The organism is Paenibacillus sp. SEL3 (assembly GCF_054602585.1).
Map to the genome: position 1 here is coordinate 180,314 of NZ_CM137725.1, position 21,656 is coordinate 201,969.

The 21,656-nt window shown below is 45.4% G+C and carries 23 protein-coding genes; 2 read left to right on the forward strand and 21 right to left on the reverse strand.

Translation table 11 applies throughout. The features are described 5' to 3' along the window. Positions 1 to 54 precede the first annotated feature (54 nt). Together lpdA and ACYCS5_RS00930 are read right to left on the reverse strand one after the other, a co-directional pair. On the reverse strand, positions 55 to 1,476 hold the full coding sequence (gene lpdA / locus ACYCS5_RS00925; RefSeq protein WP_340955801.1) for a dihydrolipoyl dehydrogenase: 1,422 nt from the start codon (positions 1,474 to 1,476) through the stop codon (positions 55 to 57). A 126-nt stretch (positions 1,477 to 1,602) separates the two neighbouring features. Continuing rightward, positions 1,603 to 1,836 (reverse strand): hypothetical protein, encoded by a 234-nt coding sequence (locus ACYCS5_RS00930; RefSeq protein ID WP_165147045.1) that lies wholly within the window; start codon positions 1,834 to 1,836, stop codon positions 1,603 to 1,605. 208 nt (positions 1,837 to 2,044) lie between these two features. Here ACYCS5_RS00930 and ACYCS5_RS00935 point away from each other — a divergent pair, with 208 nt between their 5' ends. After that, a complete protein-coding gene (locus ACYCS5_RS00935; RefSeq protein WP_029517279.1) occupies positions 2,045 to 2,641 on the forward strand; it encodes a thymidine kinase in 597 nt (198 codons plus the stop codon). Between the two features lie 171 nt (positions 2,642 to 2,812). Continuing rightward, positions 2,813 to 3,589: a sporulation protein gene (locus ACYCS5_RS00940; RefSeq protein ID WP_029517278.1), complete on the forward strand. Its 777-nt coding sequence runs from the start codon at positions 2,813 to 2,815 to the stop codon at positions 3,587 to 3,589. A 106-nt stretch (positions 3,590 to 3,695) separates the two neighbouring features. On the opposite strand, the gene ACYCS5_RS00945 is transcribed toward ACYCS5_RS00940, so the two are convergent. The 19 genes from ACYCS5_RS00945 to ACYCS5_RS01035 form a co-directional block, all read right to left on the reverse strand. Further along, positions 3,696 to 4,100, reverse strand: a complete 405-nt coding sequence (locus tag ACYCS5_RS00945) for a hypothetical protein (protein ID WP_069012721.1) — start codon at positions 4,098 to 4,100, stop codon at positions 3,696 to 3,698. Positions 4,101 to 4,467: 367 nt separating this feature from the next. Beyond that, the gene (locus ACYCS5_RS00950) at positions 4,468 to 4,971 is read right to left on the reverse strand and encodes a hypothetical protein (protein WP_029517276.1); all 504 of its coding nucleotides are present in this window, start codon (positions 4,969 to 4,971) and stop codon (positions 4,468 to 4,470) included. Positions 4,972 to 5,135: 164 nt separating this feature from the next. Then, entirely contained in the window at positions 5,136 to 6,836 is a 1,701-nt protein-coding gene (locus tag ACYCS5_RS00955; protein WP_165147048.1) for a methyl-accepting chemotaxis protein, read from the reverse strand. A gap of 300 nt (positions 6,837 to 7,136) precedes the next feature. Continuing rightward, positions 7,137 to 7,886: a class I SAM-dependent methyltransferase gene (locus ACYCS5_RS00960; RefSeq protein ID WP_165147051.1), complete on the reverse strand. Its 750-nt coding sequence runs from the start codon at positions 7,884 to 7,886 to the stop codon at positions 7,137 to 7,139. 379 nt (positions 7,887 to 8,265) lie between these two features. After that, on the reverse strand, positions 8,266 to 9,069 hold the full coding sequence (gene spo0A, locus ACYCS5_RS00965; protein WP_023989239.1) for a sporulation transcription factor Spo0A: 804 nt from the start codon (positions 9,067 to 9,069) through the stop codon (positions 8,266 to 8,268). Between the two features lie 216 nt (positions 9,070 to 9,285). Continuing rightward, positions 9,286 to 10,446 carry a SpoIVB peptidase gene (gene spoIVB / locus ACYCS5_RS00970; protein ID WP_069012724.1) on the reverse strand — a complete coding sequence of 387 codons (1,161 nt, stop codon included), beginning with the start codon at positions 10,444 to 10,446 and terminating at the stop codon, positions 9,286 to 9,288. A gap of 123 nt (positions 10,447 to 10,569) precedes the next feature. After that, on the reverse strand, positions 10,570 to 12,288 hold the full coding sequence (gene recN / locus ACYCS5_RS00975) for a DNA repair protein RecN (protein ID WP_029517269.1): 1,719 nt from the start codon (positions 12,286 to 12,288) through the stop codon (positions 10,570 to 10,572). A gap of 58 nt (positions 12,289 to 12,346) precedes the next feature. Beyond that, on the reverse strand, positions 12,347 to 12,796 hold the full coding sequence (ahrC, locus tag ACYCS5_RS00980; protein WP_013310809.1) for a transcriptional regulator AhrC/ArgR: 450 nt from the start codon (positions 12,794 to 12,796) through the stop codon (positions 12,347 to 12,349). 16 nt (positions 12,797 to 12,812) lie between these two features. Next, positions 12,813 to 13,289 (reverse strand): hypothetical protein, encoded by a 477-nt coding sequence (locus tag ACYCS5_RS00985; RefSeq protein WP_165147054.1) that lies wholly within the window; start codon positions 13,287 to 13,289, stop codon positions 12,813 to 12,815. Between the two features lie 155 nt (positions 13,290 to 13,444). Next, positions 13,445 to 14,296 carry a TlyA family RNA methyltransferase gene (locus ACYCS5_RS00990; RefSeq protein ID WP_029517267.1) on the reverse strand — a complete coding sequence of 284 codons (852 nt, stop codon included), beginning with the start codon at positions 14,294 to 14,296 and terminating at the stop codon, positions 13,445 to 13,447. 76 nt (positions 14,297 to 14,372) lie between these two features. Further along, a complete protein-coding gene (gene dxs / locus ACYCS5_RS00995; RefSeq protein ID WP_029517266.1) occupies positions 14,373 to 16,271 on the reverse strand; it encodes a 1-deoxy-D-xylulose-5-phosphate synthase in 1,899 nt (632 codons plus the stop codon). Positions 16,272 to 16,378: 107 nt separating this feature from the next. Next, positions 16,379 to 17,302, reverse strand: a complete 924-nt coding sequence (locus tag ACYCS5_RS01000) for a polyprenyl synthetase family protein (protein ID WP_069012726.1) — start codon at positions 17,300 to 17,302, stop codon at positions 16,379 to 16,381. Then, a complete protein-coding gene (gene xseB, locus ACYCS5_RS01005; protein WP_013310814.1) occupies positions 17,274 to 17,534 on the reverse strand; it encodes an exodeoxyribonuclease VII small subunit in 261 nt (86 codons plus the stop codon). The genes ACYCS5_RS01000 and xseB overlap by 29 nt, the downstream gene beginning before the upstream one ends. Beyond that, on the reverse strand, positions 17,524 to 18,837 hold the full coding sequence (gene xseA, locus ACYCS5_RS01010) for an exodeoxyribonuclease VII large subunit (protein ID WP_238437765.1): 1,314 nt from the start codon (positions 18,835 to 18,837) through the stop codon (positions 17,524 to 17,526). Before xseA ends, xseB begins: the two co-directional genes overlap by 11 nt. Positions 18,838 to 18,899: 62 nt before the next feature. Beyond that, positions 18,900 to 19,757, reverse strand: a complete 858-nt coding sequence (gene folD / locus ACYCS5_RS01015) for a bifunctional methylenetetrahydrofolate dehydrogenase/methenyltetrahydrofolate cyclohydrolase FolD (RefSeq protein WP_029517261.1) — start codon at positions 19,755 to 19,757, stop codon at positions 18,900 to 18,902. Between the two features lie 37 nt (positions 19,758 to 19,794). Continuing rightward, the gene (gene nusB / locus ACYCS5_RS01020; RefSeq protein ID WP_013310817.1) at positions 19,795 to 20,244 is read right to left on the reverse strand and encodes a transcription antitermination factor NusB; all 450 of its coding nucleotides are present in this window, start codon (positions 20,242 to 20,244) and stop codon (positions 19,795 to 19,797) included. A 136-nt stretch (positions 20,245 to 20,380) separates the two neighbouring features. Next, a complete protein-coding gene (locus tag ACYCS5_RS01025) occupies positions 20,381 to 20,614 on the reverse strand; it encodes a DUF2273 domain-containing protein (protein WP_023989248.1) in 234 nt (77 codons plus the stop codon). 15 nt (positions 20,615 to 20,629) lie between these two features. Further along, complete coding sequence (amaP, locus tag ACYCS5_RS01030; RefSeq protein WP_029517260.1) at positions 20,630 to 21,169, reverse strand: alkaline shock response membrane anchor protein AmaP; 540 nt, start codon at positions 21,167 to 21,169, stop codon at positions 20,630 to 20,632. 73 nt (positions 21,170 to 21,242) lie between these two features. Beyond that, on the reverse strand, positions 21,243 to 21,656 hold the full coding sequence (locus ACYCS5_RS01035) for an Asp23/Gls24 family envelope stress response protein (RefSeq protein WP_029517259.1): 414 nt from the start codon (positions 21,654 to 21,656) through the stop codon (positions 21,243 to 21,245).

Below are 21,656 nucleotides of genomic sequence, written 5' to 3' on the forward strand. Positions count from 1 at the left end.
CCCATTATAATCCTTTTCTGCCCAAAAAGAAAAGCACCGATTTATTTGAAAGGTCTATATGCCAATCGCCTGTCCATCAACGGCCAACATCGCTTCTCCCAAAATCTCCGACAACGTCGGATGCGGGTGAATAAGCTGTCCGACTTCCCACGGCGTAGCATCCAGCAGTTGTGCAAGAGCGGCCTCGCTGATCAGATCCGTCACATGCGTACCGATCATATGTACACCGAGAATATCATGGGTCTTCTCGTCGGCCACTACTTTGACAAAGCCGTCCCGACTGCCGTATACTAGCGATTTTCCGATAGCTTGAAAAGGGAACTTCCCTGTCTTCACCTGATGTCCACGCTCACGGGCTTCTTGTTCCGTTAAGCCGACGCTCGCGGCTTCAGGCCGTGTATAAATACACCGCGGAATCAGATGGTTAGGTACACTGTGAAACTCTTCGTCCGCCAGATGATGAACCGCCTGCAAACCTTCATGGCTTGCCGCATGCGCCAGTTGTAAGCCGCCGATACAATCTCCAATGGCGTAAATATGTGGTTCATTCGTCTGCAAATGCTCATTAACCGAGATAAAGCCATGCTCTACGCGGATATCCGTATTTTCCAGCCCGATATTTTCCACATTGGCCTGACGCCCTACAGAAATGAGCAATTTGGAAGCGCTGAGGGTTTCGGTTTCTTCCCCTTTTTGCACGTCAATCTGTACACCTTCCTCATCTTTGCCGTATGTTTTAGCCAGCACTTGTGAACCCGTCAGCACCTTGACACCACGCTTGGTTAACAAGCGCTGCATTTCACGCGAAACGTCTTCGTCTTCCGTGGGGATGAGCCGATTCGCGGCTTCAACCACCGTAACCTCTACGCCAAAATCATTTAGCATGGAAGCCCACTCCACGCCAATCACACCACCGCCCACGATAATCAGGGATGCGGGTAGCTCCTCCATCGATAACGCTTCGTCACTACTCAGAATAAATTCGCCATCTGGCTCTAGCCCGGACAGCACACGCGGGCGTGATCCCGTTGCAATAATGAGATGTGCAGGAACAATCGTCTCCATCTCGCCATCTTCTAATTCCACAGCAACTGCCCCGCTTTTTGGAGAAAATATAGACGGCCCAATCACGCGTCCCTTACCGCTCAGCACCGTAATTTTATTTTTACGCATCAAAAATTGAACGCCCTGATGCAGCTGCTCCACAACGGCTTCCTTACGCTCCTGAACCTTGGGAAATACAAGCTGTGCTCCCGATGTCTCAATACCGTATTGTGCACTTTCCTTAATTGTCGCATATACTTCCGCACTGCGTAGCAAGGCCTTACTCGGAATGCAACCACGGTGCAGACAGGTTCCGCCAAGCTTGTCCTTTTCGATGATAACCACTTCTTTGCCAAGCTGGGCGGCACGAATAGCTGCTACATACCCCCCGGTTCCTCCACCCAAAATAGCGACATCACAATGTATAGTCATGTTTCTCCTCCATTAACAATTGATTATATATAGCTTATTGTACTCTCTTTATTTCACTGTACAAAATATAGCGTTTAGGCATAGGCTACAAAAAAGTTAACCATTTAATCCAGATCTCTTTCCATATCATTCATACAGCGCATCTCGTAATTTGGTAGACATCCTTGAACTTTGTGCTGATTTGGCTCGCAGCGCCTTGCGAAATGATTCATTTTGCTTGCGCAGAAAGTTCAGCTCTGTCTCCAGCTCAGTGATGAGTTCTATAGCTTGCGGGCTGATCAGTCCTTGCTCCAGTAATGCTCCTTTTTTGGCACTATAATCCGTATTTTTTTCGTCCATGCCTTTCACTCTTCCCTTCATTCCACTACGCTTCACCATATCATGCCCGCGGCGGCAGAGCAATGACGACCACATTTACGTTTTAGGAATGGACATACAAAAACATGTCGAAAATCAATATATTTTCTCTAGTCTGTATACGGCTGGTTATGGTAATCTATAATGGCGTTTTCTTTCGGAGAAGAAGATTAACAGTGTTATGTACATGTTAGAGAGAGGGGAATTCGCTTTGCCTACAGGACGAATTACGATTATTACAGGCCCCATGTTCAGTGAAAAATCCGGCGAATTGATTCGCCGCTGTCAAAAACTAATCCAATACGGGCATCGTAAAGTGGTCGCTTACAAACCCGCTGAAGATAATCGTTATGCCGAGGACGAAATAGTAAGCCGGATCGGATATCGGCTGCCCGCTATCTCTATCCCCAGAAAACTCACAGATGAGCTCGTTCAGCGTATTTTGCAAGAAACACAAGATGCCGACGTGGTTGCCTTTGACGAAGTCCAGTTTTTCAGTCGTCATATTATGTCGCTCGTACAAGAGCTAGCTTATTGCGGCAAGCATGTCATTGCCGATGGGCTGAATCTGGATTACCGAGGCAAGGAATTCGGCTATGTCGGTGGTCTGCTCGCCATGGCGGATGACATCGAGAAGCTGACTTCCTTTTGCGCTGTATGTGGCAGCTCGGAAGCAGTATTTACGCAACGTATGGTAAATGGTAAACCTTCCACTGTGGGACCTATTGTGATGATCGGCGACTCTGAGGCTTATGAGCCTCGTTGTCGAAATTGCTTTATACCTCCTCATAAAGTGAACTGCGATTAGTAGACAGATAGATCGACAAACTGCAATATGCCTACGTGAGTACCAGTGACTTTTTTCTTGCATTTTTTTGGAACGATTCGAATCATTCCCCCGTATATCCGGTTAAGCTGTACAAGTTTTTAGTCTTCGTTTGTATATCATGACCATGAGATTATATGGGGGGAAGGAATAATGAGTTTCTTTAACAAAATCTTAGCAAGCGCAGGAATCGGTTCAGCTAAAGTCGATACGCTGGTGGATCAAGCCGTATATGTGCCTGGGGAAGAACTTAGTGGCGTCATGCGCATCAAAGGCGGCAAAATTGATCAGGAAATCGGCAAAATTGACATCGAGCTCAAGACTGAATATATCGTGGAGCACGATGATAAAAAAACTACCACCACCTGCTGCATTGCACGAATTAAGGTATCTGACGGCTTTCATCTAGAGCAAGGACAAGAGCTTGAAATTCCTTTTTCCTTCAGATTGCCGTTGGAAACTCCTGTTACTCACGCCAAACAGCCCGTCTGGCTGGAAACAGCATTAGATATTGGCATGGCTTTGGACCCGACCGATCGTGATTCACTCAAAATTGAGCCACATCCCTATATGAATACAGTGTTTGAGGCGGTTCACCTGTTGGGTTTCCGATTCCGCTCCTCCTCATGCGAACGTCACCCCAAGCTTGGACGCAGTGTTCCATTCGTGCAGGAGTTTGAATTTACGCCCGGCTCGGAATATGCACGGGATATCGAGGAACTAGAGTTGGTTATGCAGTTGGAACCCGAGGGTGTGCATGTGCTTGTAGAAGTAGACCGCAGGGGCAGAGGGTTGTCTGGTTGGCTGGAGAGTGCCTTTGATATGGATGAGCGTCATGCCTGGTTGAGCTTAAGCCGGGAAGAGCTATCCTATGGACCAGATCACATAGCAGATGCGCTTGAGGAATTAATTGACAGGCAACTTAGATAACAATGTAGAACATAGGCAAAAAACTCCTAACCAATTACTACATGGGTTGGGAGTTTTTATTAGTTTAAGAATTCTCTTAATGATGGTCCTCAACAGTCTGTATAGACTAAAGTGGCAACATATCTTGTCTTTCCGCCTTATGCTTACACTCTTTGCAGACCCCATACAGCGATCCATTGTCATCCGCATAGAAGGTTAATTTCTCTTCTTTTTTACAAAAGGAACATTTTTGCTTGCCAGTGCCCTGGATTGAGTCAGACAGTCCAAATCCAGTTTGGGCCTGAATACCTGCTGCTTTTGTATTCACGCGTGAACCGGAAGACCCTTTAGACTTAGATTCATTTCCAGTTCGGGATTGTCGAGCAGACTTACGAGGACGAAATTCAACGACATTACTGCCCCGCTGTTCATTCACTTGTTTGTTGCTGCTGCGATTACGCCTTGCTTTAACAATCCAACCCAATGCCACCAACAACACGCCGAAGAACACCCAAGTCAGACTATTCCACATGCTCTCATCCCCGCCTTTGCTTTAGAATCAATTGGGTTAATACCACTAGCCCGTTCAATGCGATGACTTAGCCTATAGTTTTATTCATTAAAATATACCCGTGTGTACAGCCTCTGTGCTGTTCATCCAATGCCTACCCACATAAAAACCGTACCCTCTAATGCAACATTGACTCGCCTCTTAGCAAGAAATTGAGCATGTTAGGTAAATCATCTTCTCCTGAGGAGTACATTGACCGTTTTACAAATTGTACATCATCCTTTTAAAAAACGATAATATCTACTCTAGGGAAATCGTTCTCCTTATCAAAATGCTTATCTACTGCTCAATGGTGAGAACAAGAACAAAAATGCCTCAGATGGCTACATTACTCCCCTTGATAATAAAAATCAATGAATCTTTTCGTCAACGGATTAAACTTATCAAAGCGTTTGCGATGCGGTAAAAAACCTGACTTATGTACTTGTTCTGCTAGTGTTTCTACATGTTCAAATCGCTTGAAAAAAGGCAACGCGAAAGTGTAGATATCTTCAATAATCTCTTGGATCACGCGCTCTCTTTCTGCTTCTGTGGACACAAGGTAATCCCTGTTTCCCGTATATTTCTTAGTCAGAGCAATCAACTCACTCTGAAAACAAGCCCCCGTACTATACTTCTTTTTTATTTTTTTGGATTCCACGATAATATAAACTTTTAATGCACCATATTTAGTCGCACCAAAATAAATTTCAAATATAAATTCCTTGGTGTCTTTTTTCAAAACTTTTCTGCTTTTCAGATACTTAAAATCATTCAAAAATGGTGTGGCTATGATTTTATCTATCGCTAACTGACGTAGGTCACTTGCTTTAAGTTCAGTCTTATTGTCCATGATGTCACTCCAACCCAAAGAATTTCCCACCATTATATCATATCGTTCCAATTACAGGCTCTTCTTATCTCCACTCTTTAATTGCAATGTATTAATAAAAAACAGAAAAAAGCCGCTCACAATAGAGCAGCTATTCCTCTGAGACATAAAAAGCAGTATATGAATTATACTTTGAATTTACCAATTTGTCCTTGCAGATCTTCTGCCATTTTGGACAGGTTTCTTGCAGAGGAAGCAATTTCCTCCATCGATGCCAGTTGTTCTTGAGTCGCAGCAGACACGTGCTGTGTCCCGGCTGCAGCCTCTTCAGCAATTGCTGAAATTTGTCTGACAAAACCAACAATCTCATCAGTACTTGCAGACATTTGTTCTGATCCGGCAGAAACCTCTTCAATTTCACTGGCCACTTTATTTACGGTTTCCTGAATGAGTTCAAAGGATGCGCCTGCATTTTGTACAACTTCACGACCTGTCATGACATCCTTCCCGTTGGACGCTACCGCCTCAATAGCATGGGTAGTATCCTTTTGAATCAATCCCACAAGCTCCGTAATTTGTTGAGCAGAATGAGCCGATTGTTCAGCCAACTTGCGAACTTCGCCTGCAACTACAGCAAATCCGCGACCATGTTCTCCTGCACGTGCCGCTTCAATCGCAGCATTCAAGGCAAGAAGGTTGGTCTGACTAGAAATATTGGTGATAACATCAATGATCTTGCCAATTTCGTCTGAGCGCTCTCCCAATCCAGCCATGAGATCTGCCAATCCATTCATAGAATCATTCACGGCATTCATCTGCGTAACTGCCTGCTGAATCATCTGGTTACCTTCAGCCGATTTATGGGCCGCATCTTGCGCAGATGCGAATACATTTTGCGCGCGGATGGCGATTTGTTCAACACCGATAGACATTTCCTCAATAGCTTGCGACGATTTCGTCACCATATCTACCTGGTCTCCTGTTCCAGTAGCTACTTCTTGCACCGTTTCGGTTATTTGTGCAGAAGCTTGGCTATTTTGCTCTGCGCTGGCCGTCAATTCTTCTGAGGAAGTGGTTACCAGCTCAGTCGTCTTACTCACAGATTGAATCAGTTCACGAAGGTTCTCAACCATGACATTAAAGGAATGTGCCAACGTACTGATCTCATCCTTGCCCTTCACAATGATAGCTTCACTTGTAAGATCACCCGATGCGATACTTTCAGCAGCACGACTGATTCGCAAGATGGGTTTAGTAATAATTTGGGCGATGATGATTGCCATAATCAGTGCCAATACAATGGCTGCAATGCTCAATATGACGACCATTTGTCTACCTGAAATATAGTTGTCAACAGCTTCTTTTGTAGTCTGTTTTGATCCATCTGCATTCAGCTTAATAAGCTGAAGGATCATATCGTTTGCATTAGACCATAGCGCATAGGATTCTTTGTGCAGAATGCTGGATTGAACATAATCGTTCGCCTTCCCTGCTGCAATCACCCCAGGCAACTTATTCAGATACTCTGTATATTTTTTGGAGAAGTCCTCATACATTTCACGTTCTTTAGGGGTGGCAATTAATTTTTCATATGTTTTCAGTTCGCTATCCATCTTTTTCAAAACATTATCGTACTCCGCCTGAACCTTCTCTACTTCTGCCGGATCGCGTTCTACAATAATATTCAAGGAAAGCCGTTCTACATCAGATATATCGCCATTTAGCATTCCAAGGATAGTCACACTGGGCATCCAGTGGCTATCGATTGCCATCGAAGTGTCACCTAATTTTTTCATTCTGGAGATAGATGTTGTACTAATGACAATCAATAATATTATTACCGCAAGAAAACCCAATATCAATTTTGTTCGAATGTTAAATTTCATATATTCGCTCCTCAGTTCTCTTTATATTAGATACTATATCGACAAGAAACGACACATAGTTTATATCAAAATTAAAGAGAATTTCAGAACTGTCTACAAAAGGAAAATTTTTCTTTGTGATGGTTAGCGGAACTAATTCAGGTTTATATTATATACCTCTTGTAGAGTATTATGTTTTATAATTCCCAACAATTGTACCGTCATATATAGCAAGAGAGATGCTGCAAATCTTTATTCACTTATTGCATCAAACTTCTAAGTTTAAAAAAAAGATACCCAAAACGGGTATCTCTTTATGTTTTACTTCCTAGCAATCACCATAAATCGTTCTGAATTTGTCCTTATTCCTATTTCGGTTTGGTTTTCCAAAATAAATTGTTGGAGTATTTGAAAATCAATTTCTTTTTCTCCGAAGTTAGGAACTATTGGAGTGTATTTCAAGAGAAATATTAAGTCTGCAGGAGTCTGATAATATTCGGTTGCATTGAATTCAAATGACTGTATGTCGTTAAAGCCCGCATCACTTAATTCCGTAATATATTTAGCTTTTAACGAGTCTTTCTTAGCACCCCATGCCTGTCCTCTTCCAAACGCTTCTTTAATATTTAATTTGTCGTTTTCGCTTACTTGCTGTGTCAGGAACATACCACCCTTTACTAACACCTTTTCTATTTCTTTTGCATAAAAACATGAGTGTCGAGAAGAGATTACATTAAAGAAGTTCTCAGGAAAATTTAGATTTTCAGCACCCATCTGGAGAAAACGAACATTTGCTATGTCTGATTCAGCAGAATTCTTGGTTGCTGTTTCAATCATTCCGGTGGAATAGTCAACCCCAACTAGAAGTAATGCAGAATCTGCTATTGATAAAATGGCTTCCCCGCCGCCAGTACCGATGTCAAGCAATATGTCCGACTTCTTGCATGTCTTCGCTACTTCATTGTAGAAGTCCCATTTTACGCCTTTGGAGATACATTTCACGTTACTGAAATCCCATCCGTTGATTTTTCCAATCTTATCATAAAACTCTTTATACTCTATTGAATTCATTTACTTTTCACCTTCCAAATAAGGATAAAAGCTACGGGCTAGCAGACCGATATTCAAAATTTTAGTTTGTTTAGTCAAAAGGATAGACTCCCCCCTTGACGGCTGGTACGCGTTTTTTCCAACCCGGAAACTAAATACTTCGAACAGTACGGAAAGACATCCGATTCACCTCATTTGAAAGATTGTTTTAATTATAAAAAATACCGCTCCTTTACTGGTGTCTGGAAGAACCAATAAAAAGGCGGTATTAGTTGTCCACTATTCAGAAGTATATCGGTATCGGGACGGCTGTTGTGGAGATTCGTAGCCGTCCGTACAATTATCATTGATAAACGTCAAAACCCAAGAATTCCTTGCTTCATCAATCATTCTGGCCCTTTCAGGACACCTTGTTCTCAATTCTCAGCTTATCTGCCACCATCGCTATGAACTCTGAATTGGTTGGTTTGGACTTACTGATATTAATGGTGTAACCGAACAGGTGTGAAATGCTGTCGATATTTCCGCGGGTCCATGCTACCTCGATAGCATGACGAATGGCGCGTTCTACGCGAGATGCCGTCGTTTTGAACTTTTCGGCAATTGCCGGATATAATGTTTTGGTGATGGCTCCTAAAATTTCGATATTATTGTACACCATCGTAATGGCTTCACGTAAATATTGATAGCCCTTGATGTGAGCTGGTACACCAATTTCATGTATGATGGCCGTGATACTGGCATCCAGGTTTTTCGTCTTACCCATAGGTACAACGTTGGACCGCATGGATGAAATGGTCACTGGACTGCTGCTAACTAACTGCGGTCCCACCAATTGGCGAACACGGTTAGCCAGCACTTCCATGTCAAACGGCTTCAAAATATAATAAGATGCCCCGAGCTGTACGGCCCTCTGTGTAATATTTTCTTGACCGAATGCAGTCAGCATAATGATTTTCGGCTGTGGAGTCAGGTTCATTTCTCTCAAACGCTCCAATACACCCAGACCATCCAGATGAGGCATAATAATATCCAAAATAAGTACATCAGGTATGTTGCGGGATTCTGCGATGCGTTGGAGCACTTCTTCGCCGTTATAGGCGATTCCTGTAACTTCCATATCCTCCTGATCGGAAATATATTCAGCAAGCAAATTCGTAAATTCCCGGTTGTCATCAGCCAACAATACCTCAATTTTTTGCAATGTACTTCCTCCTCATTGAGTGATATTCCATTGTGATATCTGTTTACAGTATATAAATATTTCTTGTCGGAGTATATGATTTCGACATCGAATTATGAATTCCTTCTGTCGAAAATTATTTTTATTTATTTTTTTTATAGTTTCTATTATAATTGATTCTTTATCTTGCAATTATGAGCTATTCCCCTGCTTTTCGACAAAAAAATCTTAAGGCCACTAGCTCGCCTTAAGATTAGAAGATGATTTTAAGCTTACGTTATTCTGCATGATTCCTGCATCGCGCAGCATCCATTCGATAAAACAACCGTAACCTGATTTAGGATCATTCACAAATACATGTGTTACAGCCCCGATAAGCTTACCATTTTGGATGATCGGACTACCGCTCATTCCTTGCACGATTCCCCCGGTCTTATCCAACAGCTTTGGATCTACAATACGAATCACAAGTCCTTTGGTTGCCGGTTTGTCCTGCTGAGAAATGTGTACAATTTCCGCCTGAAACCGCTGAATTTGTTGACCTTCCAGTACAGTCAAAATTTCTGCAGGTCCTTCCTTTACTTCATTCGCAAGAGCCACCGGAATAGGAGTCGAATACAATCCATATTGCGGCTCATCTGACATTTTCCCAAAGATTCCGAAATTCGTATTTCGTTCAATATTTCCTAATACCCGATGATCTTTGAGAAAATGAGCGCGTTTTTCTCCTGGTTCCCCACTTTGGCTTTTCGCAATTGATGTCACATTGGACTGCACAATCTCTCCGCTTCCCACGACAATAGGGGTTTGGGTATTCATATCGGTAATTACGTGGCCCAAGGCCCCGTATACACCTTGGTCTGGTGCGTAAAACGTTAATGTACCTACACCTGCAGCCGAGTCCCTAATATACAACCCAAGCCGCCATGCTTTATCATCCTGATCATATGCTGGTGTTAACTTGGTGGAAATGGTCTGCTCACCTCGACAAAGCGTAATGTCGAGCGCCTTTTTATTCTTACCTGCTTCGTCTACTACTTCAGCAACCCTTGCCAGGCTATTGAGTGGTTTGCCGTTCATGTGTGTAATCCGATCCCCTAGGCGAATCCCCGCTGTTTCACCAGGTGATACCTTACGATCATTACTTTCCTGAATGATATGGTGACCGACGACAAGCACTCCTGAAGATTTTACTTTAACCCCAATCGTCTGCCCTCCCGGGTATACTTTTAAATCGGGAATTACACTTTCTTGGGTTGTCCTCACGCTTTTAGAACCGAACAAATCCAAAGAAGCTTGTGGAGGCAGCGCTGCTTGCACATGCTGAGCGTTACCGATAGAACACATAAGAAAAACAAGCAAAAGACCGAGCAATTTGATCCTGGAGTAAAAATTCAATGGCTGTCACGCTCCCTTTGCTTCTTTCGCTTGACGAGTAAAGGTGGTCGCCAATTGCGTACCTATAAGGTAACCTTGCCCCCAGGCTTTTATAACTGTTAAACATTACGCCGGCCGCTCTTTTCAGGCTTTCTTTCCTTCCGCCAAATTCAGCATTTCCTGTGCGTGATGCAATGTTTTTTCGGTAATTTCCACACCGCCCAGCATCCGTGCCAATTCTTTGACACGCCCGTCCTCCGTAAGTCCCTCAATTTGAGTCATGGTCCGTCCGTCATGAACATTTTTCTCAATAAGGTACTGATGATCTGCCATACATGCCACCTGTGGCAAATGAGTAATGGAGAACACCTGACAAACGGAAGATAAGCGATATAGCTTCTCGGCAATGGATTGAGCTGCACGTCCACTCACCCCAGTATCCACCTCGTCAAAAATGAGTACTGGAATTTGATCATGACGCGCAAAAATACTTTTCATCGCCAACATGATACGTGATAGCTCACCGCCTGAAGCGATCTTACCAAGTGGACGTAATGGCTCACCTGGATTAGGGGAAATAAGAAATTCAGCATTATCAATGCCCTGCTTGGTAGGTCTCACCTTTAGACCTTTGTACTCATATCCGCGTGGATCTTCAATTGGATCAATGCGCACCTTGAGTGACGTTCTTTCCATCTGTAGGTCTTTTAACTCCTGCTCCACTTGCTCTGCAAGCTCTTCAGCGCAAATTTCACGTGCTTCTGTAAGCTCTTCCGAAATCTCAAGCAAATCGGACAGCAACTCGTCCCGTTTTGCAATGAGTTGCTCCAGCCGCTCATCTTTATTTTCCAGCAGATCGGTTTCCTGCTCAATACGGCTATAGTATTCCAAAATCTGCTCTATACTATCACCATATTTTCGCTGTAATCCGGTAATTTGATTCAAACGTTGTTCCACTTCATGCAGCTTGCCTGGATTAAATTCAATATCCTCACGATAAGAACGTAATTGGAATGCTGCGTCCTCCAACTGGTAAAAAGCAGACTGAATCTGCTCTGCAATGGGCTGAAGGCTTTTGCTGTCATAGTTTTGGACATCGTTCAATCTGGACAACACGTTATTGATCGTATCCAGTCCACCTCTGCCGCTTAAGAGTTCGTATGCTCCTGATATCCCATCCATCATTTTCTCACTATGGGATAGCTTGACCCGTTCTTCTGCCAATAATTCATCTTCTCCCAATTTCAACTCCGCCGCAGCGATCTCTTCTAGTTGAAATCGGTACATATCCAAAAGCTGATAAGCCTTTTGACTGGAGCTTTGCAGTTCTCTTACTTCTTTTTCCGCTTTGACAAAAGCATTGTAACGCTCCCGATAAAGCGTTTTGACCGGACCGATCACCGAATCACCGAACGTATCCAGCAGCGCCAGATGGCGATCTGCACGTAGCAGGCTTTGATGCTCATGCTGCCCGTGTATATTGACGAGTTGTTCACCTACCTCACGCAGCATCGTTAAATTAACCATCTGGCCGTTAATTCGAGAAGAGCTTTTTCCCTGAACCGTAAGTTCACGACGAATTAGCAAATGCTCCTCCGCATTAGCCTTAATCCCTTGTTCCTCAAGTGTATTCCAAACGGGATGTTTTACTGGCAGTTCAAACAAGGCTTCCATCTCTGCTTTATCACAACCGTAACGTACTAAATCAGCAGAGCCCCTACCGCCTGCAATTAGCCCAAGCGCATCGATAATAATGGATTTACCAGCACCTGTTTCCCCGCTCAACACATGAAACCCTTTATAAAAATGAACATCGACGGCCTCTACGACCGCCAAATTCCGTATAGACAAAGTGACCAGCATCGTTCTTTCACCTCTATGATGTACAAATTAAAACGCCTAATATGCGTAGCCATTATAATTAGGAAATGTAGCCCATAAGACGATTCACGATAGCTTCGCTGTTTTCTTCCGATCGGCAAATAATCAAAATGGTGTCATCTCCGCTAATCGTACCCATAATTTCGGACCATTCAATATTGTCCAATAAAGCAGCAATCGAGTTGGCTGTTCCCGGCAGACACTTCATCACAATCAGATTGGTTGTGTAGTCAATATGCAAAAAGTTATCAACCAACGTACGTTTCAGTTTCTGGGCTGGATTGTAGCGCTGATCTGAAGGCATCGAATATTTATATCTGCCATCGTCCATTGGGACCTTGATGAGCAGTAGCTCCTTGATATCACGCGATACGGTCGCCTGCGTGACCTGAAAACCAGCCTTACGCAATGCTTCAACCAGATCATCCTGAGTCTCAATCTCATGTTGTGAAATAATTTCCCTAATTTTAATATGTCGTTGACCCTTCATATAATCCTCCTATGGATTAACCTTCATATTCCTCTTCTTCGAGGTCTTCCACTAATGTAATAAGGCGAATATTTCGCTCGTCCGTATCAACGTACAATACACCCGCGCAACCCGGATAGAGCAATAAATACGGCATGAGCCTGTCCCTTAAATCAGGACCACTCCACTCCATTGGTTTCTTGCGGCGTGACGTTTTGACCATATATGTCGAACCGTTTCGTACAGCCACGTAGTCTATAAACAAACGGCTATACACGGTATGTCCATTCACTTTAAAAGCAAGCGGTATTTTCATCTTCCCGCCCACTACTTCATATCCTTCTTCTTCGAGTAGGTCTGTGGCAAGTCCTTCGTCCAAGTCCTCGTTAATCGGTATCGTCTTTAGCACAAGCGGCTCTGGCTCCTTCAACCAGGCACGTAGGCTATACAAAGCCCATATTCCTAATATCACCCCGATCACAGCGATGATAACCGTATCATATCTTGTGTCCATGGACCGATCACCTCATGGACATATTCTAGGACAAGATGTAAAATCCCTTTTCCTTTGTACATCTCATTATAGGCGAACGTGAGTTCTATAATCAATCCCTCACACCAAAAAGAGGTTCCCTTAAGTTCACAGAACTCATGGAGAACCCCTGAATGTTACTTACGCGATGGACCATTATTAAAAGTCTGACCTGCTTCCTGAACGGTACGTTCAATCAGTGGTCTGAAATCCATCTTCTCCAACTGCGATTCTGCAGCAGGAAACCCATCCAAACGCCAATGCGCTAAAAATTCAATATTGCCTTCTCCACCTGTAATAGGCGAATAAGCCAAACCTTGCAGCGTAAGTCCAAGCTCATGTGCAAACATCAGAATGGTCTGCAACACTTCTTTATGCGTAGCAGGATCACGGACCACACCGGATTTTCCGACCTTTTCGCGTCCAGCTTCGAATTGCGGCTTGATTAGAGCTACAATATCAGCAGGTTGATGCAACAAGGCAAGCAACGGGGGCAAAATAATACGTAATGAAATAAAGGAAACGTCAATACTAGCAAAATTCGGCACGGAACCATTCAAATCCGCGGGTGTCATATATCTGAAATTCGTTTTCTCCATTACGCATACTCGTTCATCATTACGAAGCGACCAATCCAGCTGGTTATAACCCACATCAATGGCGTATACGTATTCAGCTCCATGCTGAAGCGCACAATCCGTAAAACCTCCAGTGGACGAGCCAATATCCAGCATTGTCCTGCCCTTCATATCCAGCTCAAATTGACGGATGGCCTTCTCCAGCTTCAATCCTCCACGGCTTACATACGGATGCACCGAACCCTTAACTTTAAGCTCGCTGGCGCGTGGTACCTTCATCCCCGCCTTCTCGATCCGTTCGCTGTCCGCCAGCACTAGCCCAGCCATAATCGCAGCTTTAGCTTTTTCACGGCTTTCAAAAAAGCCTTGTTCTACAAGTAATACATCAATGCGTTCCTTCGGAACAGACATGTTAATCTCCCTTTAGGCAGCCAGGCTGCTCTTGTCATACTTTTTATAAACGTCATGGTCTTCACTTCAAGTTACCCTATACAGATTGTCCCATGCCATATGCTGGCTCAGCAGCCCATTTACGCAACTTTAAGCATACATCTTCAATGGTGAGACCTACTTCAGCACGCTGCTCTTTGATGGAGCCATGCTCCACGAACAGATCGGGAATCCCCATTAGGCGCACCTGTGCCTCTTGTATTTCGGCTTTAGCGTAAAATTCCAGTACAGCGCTACCCAAGCTTCCTGCTTCAGAAGCTTCTTCCAATACGATCAGCTTCGTATGCTGACGAGCCAGCTCACGCAACATATCCTCGTCCAAAGGTTTCAGGAAACGAGCATTCACGACGCCCACTTGCAAACCTTCCCGTTTCATCGCCTCCGCAGCCTCTGTCGCCACCTGGAGCATCGGTCCTGATGCAATTACAGCAAAGCCCTCACCCTTACGCAGGAGCTCCCAACTGCCGATGGGAATAGCCTGTAATTCTTTATCCAACGGCACGCCAACCACATTAACACGTGGGTAACGATAAGCAATTGGACCATCTTCATAGTCGAGCGCTGTTTTCATCATATGACGTAGCTCGTTCTCATCCTTTGGCATCATAAGCACAAGATTGGGGATATGACGTAAGAATGCCACATCAAATACGCCATGATGAGTTTCCCCGTCAGCCCCCACAAAACCTGCACGGTCAATCGCGAACATCACATTCGCATTATGACGACAGATATCATGCACAATTTGGTCATAAGCACGCTGCATAAAAGTGGAATACACCGCAAACACCGGCTTCATCCCTTCCATTGCCAACGCAGCACACATGGTAGCTGCATGCTGTTCAGCAATACCGACGTCAATCATACGGCTAGGAAACTCTTTACTAAACGGTACCAGTCCTGATCCACCAGGCATAGCAGGTGTGACCGCAACGATGCGCTCATCCTGCTCAGCCAACTCAATCAGCGTTCGGCCGAAAATTTCCGTATACATCGGATTACCCACAGCTTTGAGTACCTGGCCCGATTCAATTTTGTAGGGACTGATTCCATGCCATTTGTGTGAATCTGCTTCCGCAGGTTTATAGCCCTTGCCCTTGGTGGTTACGACATGCACCAATACAGGGCCAGTGACATTATCAGCCTGCTGGAAGGTTTCGATTAGCTTCGGCAAATCATGTCCGTCCACTGGACCGAGATACGTAAGTCCCAGCTCTTCAAACAGTACACCAGGCACCATCATATATTTAAGACTGTCCTTGACACGGCCAGCCGATTTGGCAAGTTTACCGCCGATCGCGGGTATTTTTTTCAGCAAAACTTCCAGCTCATCTTTTGCCCGCAAATAATGGCGGTCCGAGCGGATTTTACTCAAATAATTATGCATGGCCCCTACATTAGGTGCTATGGACATTTCGTTGTCATTCAGAATGACCATTAAATTTTTGCGCTCATGTCCGATATGATTCAACGCTTCGAAGGCCATCCCCCCAGTCAGCGCGCCGTCTCCGATCATTGCAATGACTTTATTGTCCTCGCCCTTCAAATCTCGAGCCAAAGCCATTCCCATTGCGGCCGACAGAGAAGTGCTGCTATGACCGGCTTCCCAAACATCATGCTCGCTCTCACTTCTTTTTACAAAACCACAAAGTCCATCACGCTGACGAAGTGTATCAAAACGGTCCATTCGCCCTGTCAATATTTTGTGTACGTAGGCTTGGTGCCCAACGTCATAAATCATCTTGTCCTTCGGACTGTTATAGCAATAATGCAGGGCGATCGTGAGCTCAACCACTCCCAGATTCGATGCCAGATGCCCCCCAGTCACGGACAGCTTCTCAATCAAAAAGCTCCTGATTTCCTCGGCTAGAGAAGCCAACTCCTCAACCGACAGTGATTTCAGATCGCCTGGTTGCTTTATGTGTGGAAGCAGCACGCATATCTCCCCGCTTTCCTTCAAGTTTGTGAGTAAAGTTAACAAGTATTATATCACACTTTTTGACTGTGCTTAAACGCAGACAAGTCAAAACAGCTCTAACGCAACTAATGATCACGCTTCATCAGGTAATCGGCTATCTCCAGCAAACGAGAAGAATCGGGGATACCACTCTCTATTATCACTCTTTTAGCAGATGCGGTGAGTTCCTCTACCTGCTGCAAAGATGCGTCCATACCAATGAAATACGGATAGGTGACCTTCTCTTGTTCAACATCACTTTGCGTTTTCTTACCCATTTTACTCTCATCGCCTATGAGGTCCAGTATATCGTCCTGTATCTGAAAAGCCAGCCCCAAATCTCGTCCAAAGCGTCGAAGCGCCTCTAATTGACCCTTGTCCGCCCCACCAATCCGTCCACCTGCCAAGAGCGAGAAAATAATCAAATCAGCCGTTTTATGAAGATGGATATATTCCAGTTCCTCGATCCCCGTCATTCCTTGCTCGCCTGACATATCGGCGACCTGTCCGCCTACCATGCCCCGCGCGCCACTCATTTCGGACAAATCCTCAACTATGGACAATAGCGAATCAGACGAAACACCGTGACGCCGTCCTGCTTGCACAATACTGTAAAAGGCATGGGTCAACAAAGCATCACCCGCAAGGACGGCAACCGCCTCGCCGTATACCTTATGATTCGTCAGCTTACCTCGCCGATAGTCATCATCATCCATGGCTGGCAAGTCGTCATGAATGAGGGAGTACGTATGTACCATTTCTACCGCACATGCCACTGGCAGCGCAGCTTCCCTGCTTCCACCGAATGCTTCAGCAGCAGCGATCACAAGCAGAGGCCGCAGCCGTTTTCCGCCTGCGGTGAGTGAATAATTCATGGATTCTCGAAGAACATCGGGAATGTCCCAATCGGCCGGGAATTGCTCGGTCAGTGCGGACGAAACCGCATCCGTCGTCCCGGTCAAATATTCCTTGAACGACGGTCTATTCAAGTCCTTCACCGCCGTTTTCATCCAGTCCCCCACCAAAAGGCTTCTTGCGCAAATCTCCATCCTCTTCCACGATCATTTCAATTTTACGTTCAACCTGCTCCAGCTTCTGACTGCAAAGTTGAGACAACTTCATCCCCCGCTGGAACAAATCAATGGCTTGCTCCAGAGGAACGTCTCCATGCTCCAGTTGTCCGACAATTTCTTCAAGAGCAGCCATAGCCGCTTCAAAATTCAATTCCGTTTCATTCGCCACCGTGCTTCGCGTCCTCCTTCATTCCCCATACTTGGCAGTCCAACTGCCCATCACTCACTTTAATCTTGATGGAATCTCCCGGCTGTACGTCTTTGAGCGACTTAATCAGCCGTTTTTCCTGCTCATCGTATACCAAGCTATAGCCTCGGGCCATGACTTTGAGTGGGCTCAGCGCATCCAGTTGACGAATTCCCGTGTGCAACTGCTGCCGTCCCGTTTTCGTAATAGCACGCATCGCAGACTCCAGCTGACGTTGCGCCATATCCGTCTGCTTGCGTGCTGAACGAATTTGTTCACGCGGATTAAACCGTTCTAGTACCTGACGCATACGTGCGTTCTTTTCTGCGTTCAAACGAGAACGGTTACGCGCTGCGCGGATTAGACGCTGATGCAGCATGTCCATTCGCTCTGCATGCTGTAGCATATAGCGGCGTGGGTGCAGCAGGACTGGTGAACGCTGAAGCCTCGCCAAGCGTACACGGCTGGTTTCCAGCCGCTGCCGGAGGGCGTTGCGCAACCGTTGCTCCCGCTGGAGCAGCTGATCCCGTAGCTCTGCCTGATTAGGCACGGCCAACTCGGCTGCTGCGGTTGGCGTTGCCGCACGTAAGTCAGCCACAAAATCGGCAATGGTAAAATCCGTTTCGTGTCCAACTGCCGAAATAACCGGAATGACCGATGCGTAAATGGCGCGCGCAACCGCTTCCTCATTAAACGCCCACAGTTCTTCCAACGAGCCACCTCCCCGTCCGACAATCATCACCTGAACCTCTTGCATACGATTCATAGTTTCAATTGCCTTGACGATCGAGGGGGCGGCACCTTTTCCTTGTACAAGCACAGGATACAACACAATTCCAGCCTGCGGGTATCGCCGCTGAAGTGTCGTAATAATATCACGCACAGCCGCTCCAGTCGGTGACGTAATCACGCCAATGGTTACTGGATGGGCAGGGAGGTTACGCTTACGAGCAGTATCAAACAGTCCCTCTGCATCCAGCTTTTGCTTGAGCTGCTCGTAAGCTAAATAAAGGCTTCCTATACCATCAGGCTGCATTTGAGTCGCATAAAACTGATATTGTCCATCTCGTTCGTACACGGATACGTTTCCCCGGGCAATAACACGCGTACCTTCTTTCGGTACGAAAGGGAGCCGCTGATTATGGGTTGCAAACATAATCGAACGTATGCGGCTCCCCTCATCCTTGAGCGTAAAGTACATGTGACCACTTGAATGATGCGTAAAATTAGAAATTTCCCCGCGTATCCATACATCAGACAGCACCTGATCCGACTCCAATTTCATCCGGATATAACGATTCAGGTCCTTTATAGAGTAAATACGTTGTTCAGCCACGGCAGCTGTCCTTATGCCAAACCGTGCGACCGCTTGGCCGCTACGAGCGTATTTTGCATCAGCATCGTAATTGTCATCGGCCCTACTCCGCCGGGAACAGGCGTAATCGGACCAGACACTTGCTTCACGCTCTCAAAATCAACGTCCCCCGCCAGCTTTCCGTTCTCCAGACGGTTCATCCCTACATCTATCACTACCGCTCCGGGCTTCACGAACGAAGCATCAATAAAGTTGGCTTTGCCGATCGCAACGACTAAGATATCTGCTTGTCGACTTAGGTCCGCAATATTCGCTGTACGGGAGTGGCACATCGTAACCGTAGCATTTTCACGCTGCAACAATAAAGACACTGGCTTGCCCACGATATTACTGCGACCAATAACTACCGCATGTTTACCGGCTATCTCCACTCCAGCACGCTTAATTAACTCAATGACTCCAGCAGGAGTACAAGGCAATAGACTATCGTCACCGATGACCAAATTCCCTACGTTCACCGGATGGAATCCATCCACATCCTTCTCCACTGCAATCGCGTCAATGACAGCTTTTTCATGAATATGCTTTGGCAACGGCAGTTGCACCAAAATTCCATGGATGGTACTTTGATGGTTCAGCTTGTTTACCAGTTCCAGTAATGCTTCCTGCGAAGTATCTGCTGCCAACCGATGAACCTCGGAGTAATAGCCGAGATCATGGCATGCCTTTTCCTTGTTTTTAACATACACTTGCGAAGCGGGATCTTCGCCTACCAATACAACAGCCAGTCCGGGTTGAAAGCTGTGCTCTTTCAGACGAATGACCTCTTGCTGAATGCTTGCGCGAATATCCTGAGAGATTTGTTTACCATCAATGATCGGTGCTGACATGTTTTACCACTCTCCAACCTGATTCAGTAGTCTCTACTTAAAAACGTGCTTTCAATTGCTCCAGTTCTTGTATCACTCGTCCCAGTACACCATTAACAAATTTACCGGATTCCTCGGTACCAAAGTGCTTCGACAACTCAATCGCTTCATTAACAGCTACCTTGGCTGGAACATCCTCACGGAAAATCATCTCATATGCCGCAAGCCTTAAAATTTGACGATCTACACGTGAAAGCCTGCTGATCTGCCAGCCTTTAAGATAATCCACCAGCAGCCCATCAATGGCTTCCTTGTGCTCCCACGTACCCCGCACATGCTCCAAGACATACGCTCTTAACACTGCTGCATTTTTAACGACAACTTCCGCTTCGTTTTCCTCAGCGGCTTCCTGAAGCAACATGTCCACGGCTGCTGCCGCATCCACTTCATTCATTTCCATATGGTACATACTCTGTACCGCTAATTCCCTCGCCAGACGTCTTTTCATGCCCTGCCTCCTACGCTTGCCTATATCTATTTTTCATTCTAACCAATTTCCACAAAAAAACCTGTGAACGCATCCTCCAAAACGTTGGGCGCAAAGAAGCTACAGCTCTATTTTTGGAGAACACGTATCACAGGGTTCATTTAAAAGGACGCCAACGTTGCGACAACCAATCGCCCCATTCCTTCCAAGGGAGGAATGAACCGAGCGCTGAATCGCTACGTCTTCCTAGCGTATATCCGATGAACACCATCAATGCAAAGAACAACATATTCCAAAAGCCTGCCCACAAATAAATAAAACCGAAAAAAATACCAGCCGTGATCCCCATGATCCGGCCCTTGTAACTTCCCCATATTTCTTTCCAGGGCATCAGGGAAAATCACCTCTATTCCACACGACTCTTAAAGCTGGGTGACTGAGAAACATTAGCGATGTACACCGATACATTGGACACAGGAATTCCTGTAATTTCTTCCACATGATCGTGTACCCCCTTTTGTACCTCGGAGGTTAACACCGGAATGGAGCTTTCCCCGTCTACAACCGCCCGAATCGTAATATCAAGTCCCGAATCCAACACACGAACGCGTGCTTTCAAATCCTGCATCCCGCGAAATCGGGAAGCTGCTTTGAGGCACAGATTTTCAATGGTATCCACTGAAATCTGAATGTCACCGTATTCCGTTCGTTGATCAATAGAATGCTGTACGGTTTGGTTCCGTCGAATAGAGATATAAAAAAAACGAAGACTCAATAACAACAGAACCCCTGCAATAATCAGGCTGGTAAACCACACTACTCGCTCATCCTCAATACTTAAAACATACGGAATGGCCCCGCTCAGGAGGAGGATGGCGAGAATGGAAATAATTCCGATACTTAAGCTGTACAAGAACAGCAGAAGTCTGTCCATAACTTTAGCCACGAAACGCACAGCCTCCTTAAATTAGAGTAAACCCTCGACCCATAAGGGTCGGGGGTTTGTACAAAGTATCGCTCTATTTAACCCGTCCGGCGCCCAGCACTTCCGGCTCTTCTACTTTATCGGCATTTTTGAATTGAACATCATGAATTTGCACGTTCACTTCAACAACGTTAAGACCTGTCATGTTCTCAATCGAACGCTTAACATTATGCTGAATAGCAGCAGCCACCTCAGGCAGACGGTTACCGTACTCAATAATGACGGAGACGTCTACAGCAGCTTCACGCTGTCCGACTTCCACTTTTACACCTTTAGATAAATTTTTGCGGCCTAGCAGTTCGGCAAACCCACCAGCAAATCCGCCACTCATTCCCGCAACGCCCGGTACCTCAACGGTAGCCAGTCCGGCAATGACTTCAATAACTTCTGGGGCAATTTGAATCTCCCCAATTTCTGTACGTTCGAATTCGGTTGGCACTGTGCTCAT

Excerpts from the sequence above, each read along its gene's own strand:
- recN (WP_029517269.1), bottom strand. The coding sequence starts at position 12,288 with ATGCTGGTCACTTTGTCTATACGGAATTTGGCGGTCGTAGAGGCCGTC.
- ACYCS5_RS00930 (WP_165147045.1), bottom strand. The coding sequence starts at position 1,836 with ATGAAGGGAAGAGTGAAAGGCATGGACGAAAAAAATACGGATTATAGT.
- ACYCS5_RS00990 (WP_029517267.1), bottom strand. The coding sequence starts at position 14,296 with ATGTCTGTTCCGAAGGAACGCATTGATGTATTACTTGTAGAACAAGGC.
- lpdA (WP_340955801.1), bottom strand. The coding sequence starts at position 1,476 with ATGACTATACATTGTGATGTCGCTATTTTGGGTGGAGGAACCGGGGGG.
- ACYCS5_RS00960 (WP_165147051.1), bottom strand. The coding sequence starts at position 7,886 with ATGAATTCAATAGAGTATAAAGAGTTTTATGATAAGATTGGAAAAATC.
- ACYCS5_RS00955 (WP_165147048.1), bottom strand. The coding sequence starts at position 6,836 with ATGAAATTTAACATTCGAACAAAATTGATATTGGGTTTTCTTGCGGTA.
- ACYCS5_RS01025 (WP_023989248.1), bottom strand. The coding sequence starts at position 20,614 with ATGCCCTGGAAAGAAATATGGGGAAGTTACAAGGGCCGGATCATGGGG.
- nusB (WP_013310817.1), bottom strand. The coding sequence starts at position 20,244 with ATGAAAAGACGTCTGGCGAGGGAATTAGCGGTACAGAGTATGTACCAT.
- ACYCS5_RS00950 (WP_029517276.1), bottom strand. The coding sequence starts at position 4,971 with ATGGACAATAAGACTGAACTTAAAGCAAGTGACCTACGTCAGTTAGCG.
- ACYCS5_RS00945 (WP_069012721.1), bottom strand. The coding sequence starts at position 4,100 with ATGTGGAATAGTCTGACTTGGGTGTTCTTCGGCGTGTTGTTGGTGGCA.
- xseA (WP_238437765.1), bottom strand. The coding sequence starts at position 18,837 with ATGAAATTGGAGTCGGATCAGGTGCTGTCTGATGTATGGATACGCGGG.
- ACYCS5_RS00940 (WP_029517278.1), top strand. The coding sequence starts at position 2,813 with ATGAGTTTCTTTAACAAAATCTTAGCAAGCGCAGGAATCGGTTCAGCT.
- ahrC (WP_013310809.1), bottom strand. The coding sequence starts at position 12,796 with ATGAAGGGTCAACGACATATTAAAATTAGGGAAATTATTTCACAACAT.
- ACYCS5_RS01000 (WP_069012726.1), bottom strand. The coding sequence starts at position 17,302 with ATGAAAACGGCGGTGAAGGACTTGAATAGACCGTCGTTCAAGGAATAT.
- ACYCS5_RS01035 (WP_029517259.1), bottom strand. The coding sequence starts at position 21,656 with ATGAGCACAGTGCCAACCGAATTCGAACGTACAGAAATTGGGGAGATT.
- folD (WP_029517261.1), bottom strand. The coding sequence starts at position 19,757 with ATGTCAGCACCGATCATTGATGGTAAACAAATCTCTCAGGATATTCGC.
- ACYCS5_RS00985 (WP_165147054.1), bottom strand. The coding sequence starts at position 13,289 with ATGGACACAAGATATGATACGGTTATCATCGCTGTGATCGGGGTGATA.